This window comes from Cupriavidus sp. HY129, assembly GCF_059492215.1.
The window spans coordinates 1,445,856-1,459,548 of the sequence record NZ_CP083255.1 but is presented as its reverse complement, the minus strand read 5'-3'; the positions used below and the strand labels follow the sequence as shown (position 1 = coordinate 1,459,548).

Genomic DNA, 13,693 nt, shown 5'->3' with positions numbered 1-13,693 from the left:
GGCGACAGCCCCAACCGCGAAGAAGCAGGGCTCAACGCCGAGCGCAGGACAAGGCTCAATGCAGGGCATGGACCACAGCAAGATGCAGGGCATGGACCAGGGCTCGATGCAGGGCATGGACCACAGCAAGATGCAAGGCATGGACCAGGGCTCAATGCAGGGCATGGACCACAGCAAGATGCAAGGCATGGACCAGGGCTCGATGCAGGGCATGGACCAGGGCTCGATGCAGGGCATGGACCACAGCAAGATGCAAGGCATGGACCAGGGCTCAATGCAGGGCATGGACCACAGCAAGATGCAAGGCATGGACCAGGGCTCGATGCAGGGCATGGACCAGGGCTCGATGCAGGGCATGGACCACAGCAAGATGCAAGGCATGGACCAGGGCTCAATGCAGGGCATGGACCACAGCAAGATGCAAGGCATGGACCAGGGCTCAATGCAGGGCATGGACCACAGCAAAATGCAAGGCATGGACCAGGGCTCAATGCAGGGCATGGATCATGGCGCCATGCAGATGCAGGGTGGAAGCGCTCCGCCGGACGCCAGAGATCCAGATGCTTATTCCGACGGCGCAAAGCTCGGCGTCGGCCAATACGCGATTGGCCCCAGCCGGTCGCTGCATATGGCGGACGAACATATCTTCGCGTCCGTTCTCGTTGATCGCCTTGAATGGACCAAAGGCAACGAAAGCAATGCGGCATCCTACGAAGCGCAGGCGTGGATTGGGAATGCGTTCAACAAGTTCGTGATCAAGGCAGAAGGCGAGGTGGAAAAGGGCAAGGTTCCCGAAGCCCGCACCGAACTGTTGTGGGGACACGCCATTGCCACGTATTGGGACACCCAACTGGGTGTCCGGAACGACGCCGGCTATGGGCGCCCTGCACGCAACTGGCTTGCGTTCGGTGTGCAAGGGTTGGCGCCTTACTGGTTCGAAGTCGAGGCAACCGGCTATGTCGGCACCGAGGGACGAACCGCGCTGCGCCTTTCCGGTGAGTATGATTTGCTGCTGACCCAGAGGCTGATCTTGCAGCCCAGGTTGGAAGCCAGCCTGTACGGCAAGAACGACCCCGAAATCGGTATCGGCAGTGGCCTTTCCAGCGGCGCTGTCGGAGTGCGATTGCGCTATGAATTTAGCCGGCAGTTTGCGCCGTACATCGGTATCGAACGCTCGCAAAGCTTTGGCAATACCGCAAACATGGTCCGAGCCTCCGGCGGTCGCAGCGGCGAGACGCGCTTCGTCGCGGGTATTCGCATGTGGTTCTGATCGTCTTTATCCTTTCTCACCCCACCAGCAATTGGAGTTTTTCATGCAAGCATCACGCCTCACTATTCGTGCGACCCTCGCGGCTGCCGCATTGCTCGTCAGCTCCGTGGCCTTTGCGCACCCGAAGCTGCTCACATCGACACCCGCTGACAAGGCGGAAGTCGCCGCTCCCCAAAAGATCGAACTGAAGTTCTCGGAGAATCTTTCGACGCAGTTCTCAGGCGCAAATCTGCTGATGACCGGCATGCCGGGCATGGCTGACCACTCGCCGATGAAGATCGCAGCAAAGGTCGCCGGCGGCGACGATCCCAAGACCATGGTGGTCACGCCTACGCAGCCGCTCAGCCCCGGCAACTATCGTGTGGAATGGCGCGCTGTGTCGTCCGACACCCATCCGATCAACGGCAATATCACCTTCACCGTCAAGTAAGCTGCAATGGACTGGGCAACTGTCGCAGTGCGTTTCGCACTCTATCTAGATCTCGCAGCGCTGTTTGGCCTTCCGCTGTTCGCCTTGTATGCATTGCGCCAGGAGGAGCGGCGGTCACCGATCGGTGCCTCCTTTGCAACTCTTTGCAAGGTGGCCGCAACGCTCGGTATCGTCCTGTCGTTCGTGAACATCGCCGTCATGGCGAAGGGCATGACGGGCGCCGCTTCGTACACGGAACTTCAAGGCCACGTTTTCGAGATGATTGTGACCGGGACCGCGTTCGGTACGGCCTGGATTGTTCGTGTGGTTGCCCTGTTCCTGTGTCTGCTCGCCGCGCTCTTCCTGCGTAATCGGCCGCTGTCCCAGTTCAGCGCCATAACAGGCGGTGCCGCGTTCGCGCTGGCAACCTTGGCGTGGGGAGGGCACGGCGCGATGGACGACGGCGTGAAGGGCTATATCCACCTTGCATCAGACATCGCACACCTGATCGCAGCCGGCGCATGGTTCGGTGCCCTGATTGCCTTCGTTGTGTTGTCCCGCACGGCCGCAACCCCCAACAAGGTGGCGCTACTGAGCCGGACGTCCAATGGATTCGCCCAGGTCGGCACGATGGTGGTTGCCACCCTGGTGGTCACCGGCGTCGTCAACTACTGGATGATTATTGGGTTGCAACTGCCGGAACTGAGCCTGGCGTCGTACGGTGGCCTGCTGCTATTCAAGCTAGCACTCTTCGGCATCATGCTGCTGCTCGCAGCGGCCAACCGTTTCCATCTCAGCCCGCAGCTTGAACATGCGGTTCGCACCGGGGATCACGTGGTCGCCGTACGCACGCTGCAACGCAGCCTGACGATCGAGACCGGCGCCGCGACGCTGATCCTGATTCTGGTTGCATCGCTCGGCATTCTTTCCCCCATGCAAATGTAAGACCCGTCCAATTCAGAGGCTGAGTCGATCCGACTCGGCCCATCCCTAACATCCCACCACCGAGGTTCGCCATGAAGACACTCGCGCTTTCTCTCATCGCTGTGGCCTTTGTACCGTCGCTGGCGACAGCCGCCCCGAGCAATGACAGCTCGGCCACGCGCAAACCGGCTGCATCGGTCGCAGGACAACCTGGCGTTAGTGCCAAGGCCACGCGTACGGTGGACGTCACGATGAACGACACCATGCGATTCTCGCCCGACGCGATCCCGGTGAAAGCGGGTGACACCATCCGGTTTCAGGTACGCAATGCCGGGATGATCGAGCACGAGATGGTGATCGGCACGACGGCCGAACTGAAAGAGCATGCAAAAATGATGCGGGAGATGGCCGGCGAAAAGCACGCTGCCCCGAACAAGCTCACGCTCGCACCGGGCGCACAGGGAACTCTCGTCTGGCGGTTTGAAAAGCCTGGAACGGTCGATTTCGCCTGCCTGGTGCCCGGCCACTTCGAAGCCGGTATGGTCGGCAAGGTCGTTGTGAGAAAATAGCGCGGCACGCGACTAACCACTCCCGCCAAACTGACCGATGGCCTCCAACCTGTGATGACGACAGGCATGGAGGCCGTTCTTGTTTCTCGACAGGCTAGCGACCGATGTACTCGTTGGTCGCCTCGCGCTGGGCGGCCTGCATCTTCTCTGGCCAGGTGCTTTTGATGTAGGCCAGTACTGCAACGATGTCCTCGTCTGACATCGACGACTTGAAGGCCGGCATGTCGCTGACATAATTGCTCGGCGCAGAGACGCCTGGTACCAATCCATTCTTCGTGAGCGAGAACAGTATCGCGTCCGCATGGTGCCAGGTATGGCCTGACGCGTCGTGTGGTGGGGCCGGCAGCCGCCCACTTGGCAGCCTATCGCGCCAGTTCGGCTGCCCTTCCAGTTTGGCACCGTGGCACGCCGCACATGCCTGCGCATATAGCTGCCTGCCTCGCTCCACCCGCTGTAAATCCGATGTGTCGATGCGCAATTCACGCCCACTCCGTGCCCGATCGGGGATTTGCGGTGTCTCCAGATAGCGTTTGGCCTGCAGCGCGATGACCGTCGCGGCGACGGTACCTAACCCCAGGAGGCCGATGATCCTCCAGCGCGGCTTGTTGGATTCTTCCATGCAGCATTGTCTGGCGGCATTGGTGCCGCCAGCTCTGATTTCTTTAATCTTGGGAGAAGGGCTTGCCCTGGAAATCCACCGTGACCAGGCCGCCGTTCAGCTTGCCCATGCCCGGTGCGTTGGTCGGCATGCCAGGCACTGCGACGCCCTTGACTGCGCGATTGGCCACCAGTTTCTGGATAGCGGAGGCCGGCACATGCCCCTCAATGACCTGGCCGCTAGTTTCCAGCACGGCGGTGTGGCAGGAACTGAATGAGGCCGGCACCCCAAGCCGCGTCTTTACCGAGGTCACATCCGTCGAGTTGATCACCTTGGGGGGGAAGCCGGCTTGATTGATGTGCTTCACCCACTCTTCGCAACAACCGCAGTTAGGATCCTTATAGACCGTCATGGCAGGCGCCGCGGCATACGACGCGGCACTTCCTGCCAGGATGGCAGCGGCAAACAGGTATTTCATTAAAATATTCCTTGTACAGAACTTGCAACAACGATCGGCTCGCGTCAGACAGCCGTCCGCCTGAGCCTCAGCGCGTTGGAAATCACCGATGCGGAACTCAGGCTCATCGCGAGCGCCGCAATCATGGGGGACAGCAGCAACCCGGTAAACGGGTACAGGACGCCAGCGGCCAAGGGCACGCCAAGCGCGTTATAGACAAAGGCAAATGCCAGGTTTTGCTTCATGTTACGGATCGTCGCTTCCGAGAGGTTTCGGGCCCGGGCGATGCCGCGCAAATCGCCCTTGACCAGGGTAACCTGGGCGCTGTTCATTGCAACATCGGTCCCGGTGCCCATGGCGATACCCACATCGGCCTTGGCCAGTGCAGGTGCGTCATTGATCCCGTCACCCGCCATGGCCACCACGTCGCCAGCGTCCTGCAGTTGCGTCACCAACGCAAGCTTGTCGGCGGGCTTCACTTCCCCACGGAACTCGTCAATGTTCAGATTGGTGGCCACCGCTTTCGCTGTGGCGAGGCCATCACCGGTGGCCATGATCACGCGGATACCCTCGTCCCGCAGACTCTGCAACGCTTCTGGTGTCGAGTGCTTGATAGGGTCCGACACGGCAAGTAGCCCAGCCAGCGTGCCGTCAACGGACAGATACATGACGCTCGCTCCCTGTGCGCGCAGGTCCTCGGCTTGCGCACGCAACGGCTCAACCTGGACACGCTCCTCCTCCATGAGCGCCGTGTTGCCAATGGCCAGCCTTTCCCCCCCCACTTTGCCTCGAACGCCAATCCCTGTGCTTGATTCAAAATTTTCTGCCTTCTCCAGGGTCAACCCTGCATCCCGTGCGGCGGAAACCAGCGCGGCGGCTAGCGGATGCTCGCTCCCTTGGTCAAGACTTGCGGCGAGCCACAGCACCTCTTCGTCGCCATAGCCGTTGATCCCCACAGATCGCGCAAAGGCGGGTCGGCCCTCGGTCAATGTACCGGTCTTGTCCACAATCAGTGCGGTAACCTTGCGAAGGTTTTCGATCGCCGCCGCATCCCGAAATAGCACGCCGTTCGCAGCACCCTTACCGCTTGCGACCATGATGGACATCGGCGTGGCCAATCCAAGCGCGCATGGGCACGCGATAATCAGCACGGCGACCGCGTTGATCAGGCCAAATACCCAACTCGGCTCGGGGCCGAAGAGTCCCCACGCGAGAAACGTGGCCGCCGCCACACCAATGACTGCGAGCACGAATACCCCAGCAACGCGATCCGCCATGCGCTGCATCGGCGCCTTCGACCGCTGTGCCTGGGCAACCATCTGGACGATCTGGGACAACATGGTCTGCGCACCGACCTTCTCCGACCGAATGATCAGGCTGCCCGAAGTGTTGATCGTCGCGCCAATGACGTGGTCACCCGCGCGCTTTGAAACCGGCATCGGCTCGCCCGTAATCATCGATTCGTCGATGGAGCTGCTACCTTCCGTGACGACGCCGTCCACGGGTACTTTTTCGCCGGGCCGGACCCGCAACAGGTCTCCCACGTGAACGTGGGTCAGGGCCACATCCTCCTCTTGTCCGTCGGTGCCAATGCGGCGGGCAGTTTTTGGTGCCAGGCCGAGCAGAGATTTGATTGCGGCGGAGGTCTGCGAGCGCGCCTTGAGCTCAAGAAGCTGCCCGAGCAGGGTGAGCGAGATGATGACCGCGGCGGCCTCAAAATACACGCCAATACGCCCATGCGCGGCGAACGCGGGCGGGAAAACGCCCGGCGCAATCGTCGCCACCACGCTATAGATATAGGCAGCACCAGTTCCCAGCCCAATCAGGGTCCACATGTTCGGACTGCGATTGACGAACGATTGCAGGCAGCGTTCGAAAAATGGCCAGCCCGCCCACAGGACGACCGGCGTCGCCAGAACAAACTCCATCCAGCTTTGCATGTCGGGTGACATCAAGCCCAGCCGAGACCCGAACATCGCGAGTACAAAGACGACTGCGGTCAGCGGCAGCGTCCACCAGAAGCGGCGTCGAAAATCCGTCAGCTCTGGATTTTCGCCGTCCTCGATATCCGGCAACAGCGGCTCCAGCGCCATCCCGCACTTCGGGCAGTTCCCGGGACGATCCCGACGAATCTCCGGGTGCATTGGGCACGTGTAGATGGTCCCTTCCGGCGCGGCAACCGGTTCCGTGGTATCAGAGGTCTTCACCCCCACATACTTCGCCGGCTCCTGCAGAAACTTCTGATGGCAGGAGTTGCTGCAAAAGTAATACTGCTTGCCATCGTGTTCGGCTCGGAATTTTGACTCCGTCGATACGGCCATTCCACACACCGGATCTTTCAAGTCGGCCTCGGACGCGCGATTGCCATCGCATTGCGAGCTATGCCCGGCATGCGAATGGTCATGATGCGCGTCATGATCGCCTGGCGACGCTCCGCCGTGCGCAGAGTGCTCGTGTGGCGGGAGCGGGCTACGGTCATTCATTGTGCGACTCCTGTATTCCGACGCGCTGTTCGTTTGCCTCGTTACCTCTCGCCGAGGATGAATTCCGGTGACGCCCGGCGTGATGGAAATGCATCAACGGGCACAGCAACACTAGCCCAAAAGGCAACATCGATGCAAGCCGCTTCCAGTCCGAGGCAGCGAAAGCGAGCGCGACGATCGACACGGCCCCAAGAGCAAGCCCCGCAATCGCACGCCGGTTGAACCCGGTCTTCGACCCAGCATCCTGTACTACGTGGGAATCCATGACGTCACCTTTCAGACAATTAGCCAAGCCACGACCCGACAACGCTAACTCGATACACCATAATCCTTCCCGCCATGGGAAGGTCAAGTTCGCTTGCGATCGTTTTGGCGCACAGTATTCCGGGTCCGCGGTGATACACTGCCCGGCAAAAAAGTGACGCCATGACAGACACCACCCGAACCCTCATCGAACGCTGGAAATCCGATCCAAGCGGCACCTATCAAACCTGGTTCCTCTGGCCTAAACGCCTCAAGAATTTCAGATCCATCCGGCGCGGGATCGGCGCCGTCGTCGAGGAAATTCACGCAGGCACCTTTGGCAATGCGTACCGAGGATCGTCGCTGGAGACCGTTGTCGCTTCGGTTGCCGAACAGCGGCAGATCTTCAAGGGTGCCGATCACGCGTTTCTCTGGAAGCCGAAACTGCGCATTCCCGATATTTACGAGAACGCCGACAACCAGCGTGCGTTCGCAAGGTTGCTTCACACGTGCAATTGTTGCGATACCGAAGCAGAGATGCTCACCGCGATCCAGCGACTGAGCGGCGTGGGGATCAAAGGCCTCGGCCCCGCCGTCGCCAACCTGCTCTATTTTATCCACCCCACCCTGCTTCCACCGTTCAATACAGCGATCGTGAACGGCTACAACGCCCTGACCGGTGCGGCAGTCAAGCTGGGCAAGTGGGATCACTACCTTGCGATGCGCGATCGCATCCTGGCGCTCAATCATCGCTATCGTGATGTCCTTTCCAATGATCTTGGCGCGCTGGCCGGCCTGTTATTTGACGTCGGCACAGGGCGTTATCCCGCTCCGCCATGCAACGATCTGCCCGGCGAGGTCAGCGCGTGGGAAGACGATCTGGCCAAGGTCAGGGAACAGGCGTCCGCACTCGCCAAGCAGATCCAGGCAGACAAACTTGAAGATGCCACGCATACCGAAGTCCAAGGCTGGCTAAGAGATCTCGGGAAGTCGCTCGGCTACGCGGTTTGGATCGCGACCAACGACCGGGGGCGCGAATACAATGGCGAGCCCCTTAGTCTTGGGTGTTTGTCCGCCTTACCGGCGACGCTGCTCGTCTCGGGCGGTGAGACGTTCCCGCTGATCGACGCGGTCTGGCTGGATCCCGCAACCCTTGAGGTGGCCGCCGCGTTCGAGGTCGAGCATTCGACATCGATCTACTCCGGCATCGTGCGGCTGCTGGATCTTGCCCTGGGCACCAGTCAATCCGCCACCAAACATCTATTCCTCGTGGCGCCAGATAACCGCGAAGCGGAAGTCCGTGCGCAACTCAGCCGGCCGGCATTCAGCCGTGTCGCGGAACTCAACATGCGATACGTCCCATACTCCAGCCTTCGCGAGCATCGGGAGAACATCGCACGCTTTGGCATGGGCATCAAGCCGATCGAGGCGATCGCCAAATCCTTGTAGTTCGCGCTTCACGGCCGGCGGGGCTCCAGAATGCACAACGCCCATGGACGACACCGAGCCTTATTCGGTGCGCCATGGGCGCGTGCCGTCTCAGCCAGGACCTTGACGATCAAGCGCCGTCAGAGAACGTATCGCGGGTTCCGATGGAATGTCCGCCGTCGGTGAACGGGTCACGCGTGCCCATCGAATGCGCACCATCCGTGAACGGATCGCGCCCCCCCATCGAGTGGCCGCCATCAGTATAGGGATCGCGCGGGGAAGTTACCCCGGCGTTCGCGACTCCTGCCGTTCCACCAAGCGTGGCGACTGCCAGCACCAGCAGGACACTCTTCTTCAGCGTTTTCATCGCAATCTCCAAGAGGTTGGGTTCAGCGAACCGTTGATATACAGCTTACGTGACGGTTGCCGACCCCAGCCTGACCGGAACATGACAAAACAGACAGGTGCGCTGTTGGCACTGTCGCCGGGTCAACCGCCGATGTAGAGTTCGCTCTGCTCGATGTACACCCAGACGCCCTGGCCACCAGGCAATTCCGGGAAGAGCACGTTGAGGGCAACGGCCTTGTTACGGTCCAACTGCGCAAAAGCGAAAGTGATCTCGCTCGCCCCACTCTTGAACGTTACGGTCTCGCCCGAATCGACATTCACATACTTCAGGCCCGGCGCAACGTCGACGACGCGCGAGGTGCTTCCCGCCGGCGCCTCGCTGCCGAACAGGGAAGCCTCCGGACCGGGCTTGATAGCGGACAACGAAGAGAGACCGGCTCTGGCGCCATGATCATGCTGTGCAGCCACTTGAATCTGGGCCTGCTGTGACCACCCGGCTGGGTTGGTGGATTCGAGTTTGTCAGCGCTCCATGCAACGGAGGTTGCGAGAAGTGCGGCGACGCCGAGCATGAACGACGCGATCGAGGGCTTTTGAGATGTCATGATGTTCTCCTTATAAGTTTCGGGCCTAACCCTTGCCAACGATGTTAGCCATCCAGCCCATACGAACACCTTACCCACCCGTTACAACTCGGAAAGCTCCGCGAATAGCGCAACCGAGATTGTCAGCGTTGCGTTAGCCTTCCAGACGCTTACGCCAAAGCCTCGCGTCACGATGCATCGTGACCTGTTCCGACGGGCTAGTGGCACCGATGCGATGCCCATCTCAGACCGAAGGACGAGAACCTTTTTTTGCTGCTTCAACATGCTTATGGCTTGCCCCACCCCAATTTCCCTGTCACCGCCTTACGCTCTTATCGAGTGGCTGCGGTCCCTGCCATCGGCCGTTAGCCGTGAACTGCTCCAGGACGCCGTCTCGCCGATGGCTTCATACATGCCAGGCCTCCTCGGAAGTGCGGGAGAACCTGACGTCGACGCGCTGTCGAGCTGGCTACGTAGCAGCAACGACGAACTGCCTGTCGTCACCTGGTCCAAGGTCGTCGCCCTGCGAGCCCATTTGCAGTGTTTGCTGGCGGAGCGCGGCAAAGACGCGTGGTGGGCGCACAGACGCGAAGGCCTGCAGCGAGCTCTGGATGAATTGACGATCGGCAGCAAAGACGGGCATCCTGCCCGATTGCCGGCGGAGCTCCAGTTCTACCTCGCGTCGCTAGCCGCCGAGAGAAGAATCTGGGCGGATGCCATTCGCCAGTGGTACGGCCTGTGTGCGACACAGTTGTCCGACTCCGCGCTCGCGAAATGGGTAATCGCTGAAGATCGCCGCCGATTTGCAGCTCCTCGCAACGAGACCTAGTTCACCCCAAAGCTTTCTGCAGTTGTAATGGGAGGGTCATCTGTAGGTTCGGTTGGCCGGACTAGACTGACATTGTCGAATTGCTAGGGCGTATCGCGCCCCCGACCGTCGTGCCCATTGCGTTCCGGCACACGCGCAGACGATCCTTGTCCAAAGGGGGACCGGATCATATTGAATAGAACTCAACAGGAGGCAACTCATGAAACGCACCACTGCGGCCCTGTTCGCTCTCATGGTCTCGATCATCGGTATCGGCAGCGCCATTGCAGAAACCGCGCGCAATGCTGAGCGTGGACAGATTCATCGACCGAGGGATCCGTACACGGACGGCGCCAAAGCCGCGGACTTCGATGTGTACGGCGGTGGTGCAACGATTGAGCATCGCGTGGGAGAAGACATCGCGAAATAGCCCATCCAGGAATGCAGCGAAGATGCCAGCCTCGCGGCGTCTGACTTGTACGAACACAGGACACGATATCGGCCCACTCCTCCACTGGCCCTCGTCTTCGCATCGCTGGGTCCGATATCCTTGAAATCTGCCGTTCCCCCGGTGGAACCCTTAGCGGTTGCTTCGATCTGGGCAACCGCTCTTTTTTTTGCGAAACGATCCTCCAGACGACTGGGGACTGGGGACTGGGGACTGGCACAGCATCGACCTATCGACAGGTATCGCTACGAACGCCGAGCTACGAGCTGTGACCGGCAGGGGCCGCCGACACGGCCGCCCGGTTGCGCTTTCTCAAACTGTTGGACAGGTTGTGCCGCCACCTGGTCCTCGTTGACCTGCGTGCAGCCAACCCTGTTGCGGAGCTGATGTTGGCCGACCAATGGCTTCAGGACGATCCCGAGTGCCTCTACCTCTCCGAGGAAGTGGATGCACGCCTGCAGGAATTCGTACAACCACTAAGCGGCGACAACCCCACGCAACTGCGATGCCGCGCGATCGTTGCATTTTTTCTCGGCACGGGTGTCACTGCCGGCGAGGGTAGAATGACCCGCGTGCAAGACCTGCTCCCCGACGCGGCGCCCCTCTATTTGCATGTGCCGGCGAAATCCCAGAAATTGCCTCGCACCATCGACCTTGAGTCCTTTTCCGTCGCGCCGTTGTCAGCATGGCTGGCCATCCGCCGCAAGGCACCCGTCTATGGCGACCTGCTGTTCACCCTAAAGCGCACCGGCACCCCCATCACGTACATGAGTCTTGGGAAGATCGTACGCGAGGCCTTCGATGCCATCGGCTTCGACGTGGTGGATATGAGCCCGCGGATTCTACGCAACACGTACTGCCGACGCGCCCTCCTCCAGGGGCTGCGGCGTGACGAAATCACGCGACGCCTCGGACTATCGAGCAATCGGACAGCGGACCGCCTCGCCCAGACCATCCGCCGATAGCATGCTGAGCTTGCGCTTTTCGCGGATGGCGTGATCTTCCTGAATTGAGCGCGCCTGCACCGCGAAGCAACGTCAAAGGAAATCCGCGATTGGCCGCATCCTAGCGCTCGCCACCAAGCCGCTACCGGCATCGAGCTGCAAGCCGATAGGCCCAGGGGCACATTGCCGCGCCTGAGCTTAACAGGATCGTAACGCGCGCATCATGCTTGCGTGAGGCACGGGAAACTACAGTGTTCGCAGGCTGGAGAAGCCGTGCATAAGCGCGGCAAAGAAAACCATGATGATCCGACGATGCATACTAATGGCCGCTGCCGGGGCCTTGTTGGCCTCGCATGCCATGGCGCAGGCCGCCCCGGCCTCACCATACAGCTTGAGCGTGGCTGTGCTGCCGAGCAGATCCGAGGCGTGCAGCCACGTGGCGCCCCACACGGTGAAGACGTGCAGCGATGGCGCGAACGCGGGAAGATACCTGTCGTCTTCTGATGGCGCCCCGCTGTAGCCGCGCCGTGGTAACCGAATCACCGGGGCTGTGCTTCGTTATGTCATCTCTAGCTGAGATGGCAAGAGGTGACCGGCCAAGCCTGACATCCGGGCTGTCTGTCATTGAGATGCTTCGCGACTCCAGCCACACTGCCTCGTGCTCCTGCGGCGCTACGGACACATCAGCGACCAGCCGCCTCACCGCGGCATCCCGGCTATCCGGCCCGCAATAGTGGATCCGACGGATGACAAGGCAAGGAGACCTTGCCGCGCATTCACAAGCGGTGCTGATACATCGCCTTCAGCGTGATGCCCGCCGCAGGAAGGTAACTCGTGTTGTTGCCGTTACCAGCAGTTGGCTGTAGAGCGGATAGTAGTAGCAGTTCAGAAGGTTATGAATCCCGACCGCCACGATGGCATGACATATTCGTCAAGACGTTTTTAAATTCTATACCGTCAATAATTTCCGGAATACGGCAATGTCTCTATGAATGTGTACAAAAAAAGGACCACCGATATGGTGGCCTCAAGCTCTCTTGTTGTTAGCAAGGGAGTGTCGATCTTGAAGAATTCGATTAGAACTTGTGACGTACGCCGATGACCGCGCCAACCTGGTTCTTGCCCGGCGCGACACTGGTAGGTGCACCCGAAAGCGAGTTGTAGCCGTTCAGGCCGAGCTGCGAGCCATTCTTGTTCCTCGCATAGGCCACGTTCATATAGACGTCCGTGCGCTTCGAGAAGGCATAGTCGGCCGACGCCACGAACATGAGCGGATCGGCACTGGAGTTGCGCGTATCCGTGTAGTAGGCAGCGCCCGTCAGGCTCAGCGCCGGCGTCATGCTGTAGCGCAGACCGGCCCAGTACAGGTTAGCCCCGCTGGCAGCCAGCGTGCCGGCGTTACCATTGAACCAGCGATACCCCAGGAAGGCCTTCGCGGGACCGAATGCATAACTCGCACCCACCAACGCGCGACGGTCCTTTCGTTCGTCCGTTGCCACAGTCGAGCCGCGGAACTCGTCATAGACCGCGCCAACGGCGAGACCGCCGGTCTCGTACATCAGCGAGATGCCGATGTTACGATCGACTTTGAAATTTCCGGGGATCTCGCCCCCACCTGTGCGGCTGAAGCTGTACAAGGCGGTGGCGGTCAGGCCACCGAACGTTCCACGATACTTGACCGCATTGTCGGCGCGACCGGCAATAATGTCATCGCTGCGATACAGCGAATAGCGCGGTGCGAAGCCCATGGGGTCGAGTTGCAGGCCCACGTCGTAGATCGGCGTGGTTTGGCGACCCAGGGTCACCAGACCATACTTGCTGCCCAGGCCAACCAGGGCGGCCCGGTCAAACAGTCGAGGGCTGCTGCTCAGCACAGCCGTATCCAGCGAGAAGCCGCTTTCGAGTTCGAACACAGCCTTGAGACCGCCGCCGAGATCCTCGCTACCGCGTAGACCCCAGCGCGACGTCGACATATTGCCGGAACTCATGCGGACCAAGTTCGATCCATTGCTAGCAGAAGGCGCGTTGCTGAGGTACTCAATACCCGCATCCGCGACACCGTAAAGCGTCACGTTGGACTGCGCGAACGCCGTGCCCGCAATCAAACTGGCTGTCGCAGCCACGACTCCACATCGAATCTTCATTTCACATTTCTCCTTCAAAGGTAGGCCCTGCAGTGATC

General features: G+C 60.4%; 16 protein-coding genes. 8 read left to right on the top strand and 8 right to left on the bottom strand.

What is annotated here, in order from left to right; genetic code table 11:
• Window positions 1-331: 331 nt before the first annotated feature.
• From K6G35_RS22850 to K6G35_RS22835, 4 genes are all read left to right on the top strand, one after another.
• A complete protein-coding gene (locus K6G35_RS22850) occupies window positions 332-1,270 on the top strand; it encodes a copper resistance protein B (protein ID WP_223506376.1) in 939 nt (312 codons plus the stop codon).
• Between the two features lie 43 nt (window positions 1,271-1,313).
• On the top strand, window positions 1,314-1,700 hold the full coding sequence (copC, locus tag K6G35_RS22845) for a copper homeostasis periplasmic binding protein CopC (RefSeq protein ID WP_008652096.1): 387 nt from the start codon (window positions 1,314-1,316) through the stop codon (window positions 1,698-1,700).
• A 6-nt stretch (window positions 1,701-1,706) separates the two neighbouring features.
• On the top strand, window positions 1,707-2,624 hold the full coding sequence (gene copD, locus K6G35_RS22840; protein ID WP_008652092.1) for a copper homeostasis membrane protein CopD: 918 nt from the start codon (window positions 1,707-1,709) through the stop codon (window positions 2,622-2,624).
• Window positions 2,625-2,695: 71 nt separating this feature from the next.
• A complete protein-coding gene (locus K6G35_RS22835) occupies window positions 2,696-3,172 on the top strand; it encodes a cupredoxin domain-containing protein (RefSeq protein WP_011229401.1) in 477 nt (158 codons plus the stop codon).
• A gap of 94 nt (window positions 3,173-3,266) precedes the next feature.
• Here K6G35_RS22835 and K6G35_RS22830 read toward each other — a convergent pair whose 3' ends face one another.
• The 4 genes from K6G35_RS22830 to K6G35_RS22815 are packed head-to-tail and all read right to left on the bottom strand — an operon-like array spanning window position 3,267 to window position 6,975.
• Window positions 3,267-3,791: a c-type cytochrome gene (locus tag K6G35_RS22830; protein WP_011229400.1), complete on the bottom strand. Its 525-nt coding sequence runs from the start codon at window positions 3,789-3,791 to the stop codon at window positions 3,267-3,269.
• 43 nt (window positions 3,792-3,834) lie between these two features.
• Window positions 3,835-4,248 (bottom strand): DUF411 domain-containing protein, encoded by a 414-nt coding sequence (locus K6G35_RS22825; protein WP_011229399.1) that lies wholly within the window; start codon window positions 4,246-4,248, stop codon window positions 3,835-3,837.
• A 44-nt stretch (window positions 4,249-4,292) separates the two neighbouring features.
• On the bottom strand, window positions 4,293-6,710 hold the full coding sequence (locus K6G35_RS22820; protein WP_011229398.1) for a heavy metal translocating P-type ATPase: 2,418 nt from the start codon (window positions 6,708-6,710) through the stop codon (window positions 4,293-4,295).
• Entirely contained in the window at window positions 6,703-6,975 is a 273-nt protein-coding gene (locus K6G35_RS22815) for a DUF2933 domain-containing protein (RefSeq protein WP_008652085.1), read from the bottom strand. Before K6G35_RS22815 ends, K6G35_RS22820 begins: the two co-directional genes overlap by 8 nt.
• A 161-nt stretch (window positions 6,976-7,136) precedes the next feature.
• Between K6G35_RS22815 and K6G35_RS22810 the strand changes: the two genes are divergently transcribed.
• The gene (locus K6G35_RS22810; protein WP_495676370.1) at window positions 7,137-8,402 is read left to right on the top strand and encodes a type II restriction enzyme NmeDI-related protein; all 1,266 of its coding nucleotides are present in this window, start codon (window positions 7,137-7,139) and stop codon (window positions 8,400-8,402) included.
• Between the two features lie 109 nt (window positions 8,403-8,511).
• Here K6G35_RS22810 and K6G35_RS22805 read toward each other — a convergent pair whose 3' ends face one another.
• Together K6G35_RS22805 and K6G35_RS22800 are read right to left on the bottom strand one after the other, a co-directional pair.
• On the bottom strand, window positions 8,512-8,748 hold the full coding sequence (locus K6G35_RS22805; RefSeq protein WP_008652083.1) for a hypothetical protein: 237 nt from the start codon (window positions 8,746-8,748) through the stop codon (window positions 8,512-8,514).
• Between the two features lie 122 nt (window positions 8,749-8,870).
• Window positions 8,871-9,332 (bottom strand): CzcE family metal-binding protein, encoded by a 462-nt coding sequence (locus tag K6G35_RS22800; RefSeq protein WP_011229397.1) that lies wholly within the window; start codon window positions 9,330-9,332, stop codon window positions 8,871-8,873.
• Between the two features lie 391 nt (window positions 9,333-9,723).
• Here K6G35_RS22800 and K6G35_RS22795 point away from each other — a divergent pair, with 391 nt between their 5' ends.
• The 3 genes from K6G35_RS22795 to K6G35_RS22785 all read left to right on the top strand — a co-directional run bounded on the left by K6G35_RS22795 (window position 9,724) and on the right by K6G35_RS22785 (window position 11,532).
• Window positions 9,724-10,140 (top strand): copper resistance protein CopE, encoded by a 417-nt coding sequence (locus K6G35_RS22795; protein ID WP_223277382.1) that lies wholly within the window; start codon window positions 9,724-9,726, stop codon window positions 10,138-10,140.
• A 199-nt stretch (window positions 10,141-10,339) separates the two neighbouring features.
• Window positions 10,340-10,549 carry a hypothetical protein gene (locus K6G35_RS22790; RefSeq protein WP_008642736.1) on the top strand — a complete coding sequence of 70 codons (210 nt, stop codon included), beginning with the start codon at window positions 10,340-10,342 and terminating at the stop codon, window positions 10,547-10,549.
• 404 nt (window positions 10,550-10,953) lie between these two features.
• Entirely contained in the window at window positions 10,954-11,532 is a 579-nt protein-coding gene (locus tag K6G35_RS22785) for a site-specific integrase (RefSeq protein WP_223277383.1), read from the top strand.
• Between the two features lie 225 nt (window positions 11,533-11,757).
• Here the strand turns inward: K6G35_RS22785 and K6G35_RS22780 are convergent, their stop codons facing one another.
• Both K6G35_RS22780 and K6G35_RS22775 read right to left on the bottom strand, forming a co-directional pair.
• Window positions 11,758-12,054, bottom strand: a complete 297-nt coding sequence (locus K6G35_RS22780) for a hypothetical protein (RefSeq protein ID WP_008642731.1) — start codon at window positions 12,052-12,054, stop codon at window positions 11,758-11,760.
• A gap of 533 nt (window positions 12,055-12,587) precedes the next feature.
• Complete coding sequence (locus tag K6G35_RS22775; RefSeq protein WP_008642729.1) at window positions 12,588-13,655, bottom strand: porin; 1,068 nt, start codon at window positions 13,653-13,655, stop codon at window positions 12,588-12,590.
• Between the last annotated feature and the right edge of the window lie 38 nt (window positions 13,656-13,693).

Bases quoted from the DNA above. Each gene is read 5' to 3' on its own strand.
- K6G35_RS22785 (WP_223277383.1), top strand. From the start codon at position 10,954: ATGTTGGCCGACCAATGGCTTCAGGACGATCCCGAGTGCCTCTACCTC.
- copC (WP_008652096.1), top strand. From the start codon at position 1,314: ATGCAAGCATCACGCCTCACTATTCGTGCGACCCTCGCGGCTGCCGCA.
- K6G35_RS22810 (WP_495676370.1), top strand. From the start codon at position 7,137: ATGACAGACACCACCCGAACCCTCATCGAACGCTGGAAATCCGATCCA.
- K6G35_RS22795 (WP_223277382.1), top strand. From the start codon at position 9,724: ATGCCAGGCCTCCTCGGAAGTGCGGGAGAACCTGACGTCGACGCGCTG.
- K6G35_RS22790 (WP_008642736.1), top strand. From the start codon at position 10,340: ATGAAACGCACCACTGCGGCCCTGTTCGCTCTCATGGTCTCGATCATC.
- copD (WP_008652092.1), top strand. From the start codon at position 1,707: ATGGACTGGGCAACTGTCGCAGTGCGTTTCGCACTCTATCTAGATCTC.
- K6G35_RS22835 (WP_011229401.1), top strand. From the start codon at position 2,696: ATGAAGACACTCGCGCTTTCTCTCATCGCTGTGGCCTTTGTACCGTCG.
- K6G35_RS22825 (WP_011229399.1), bottom strand. From the start codon at position 4,248: ATGAAATACCTGTTTGCCGCTGCCATCCTGGCAGGAAGTGCCGCGTCG.
- K6G35_RS22775 (WP_008642729.1), bottom strand. From the start codon at position 13,655: ATGAAGATTCGATGTGGAGTCGTGGCTGCGACAGCCAGTTTGATTGCG.
- K6G35_RS22830 (WP_011229400.1), bottom strand. From the start codon at position 3,791: ATGGAAGAATCCAACAAGCCGCGCTGGAGGATCATCGGCCTCCTGGGG.
- K6G35_RS22805 (WP_008652083.1), bottom strand. From the start codon at position 8,748: ATGAAAACGCTGAAGAAGAGTGTCCTGCTGGTGCTGGCAGTCGCCACG.
- K6G35_RS22800 (WP_011229397.1), bottom strand. From the start codon at position 9,332: ATGACATCTCAAAAGCCCTCGATCGCGTCGTTCATGCTCGGCGTCGCC.
- K6G35_RS22820 (WP_011229398.1), bottom strand. From the start codon at position 6,710: ATGAATGACCGTAGCCCGCTCCCGCCACACGAGCACTCTGCGCACGGC.
- K6G35_RS22815 (WP_008652085.1), bottom strand. From the start codon at position 6,975: ATGGATTCCCACGTAGTACAGGATGCTGGGTCGAAGACCGGGTTCAAC.
- K6G35_RS22850 (WP_223506376.1), top strand. From the start codon at position 332: ATGGACCAGGGCTCGATGCAGGGCATGGACCACAGCAAGATGCAAGGC.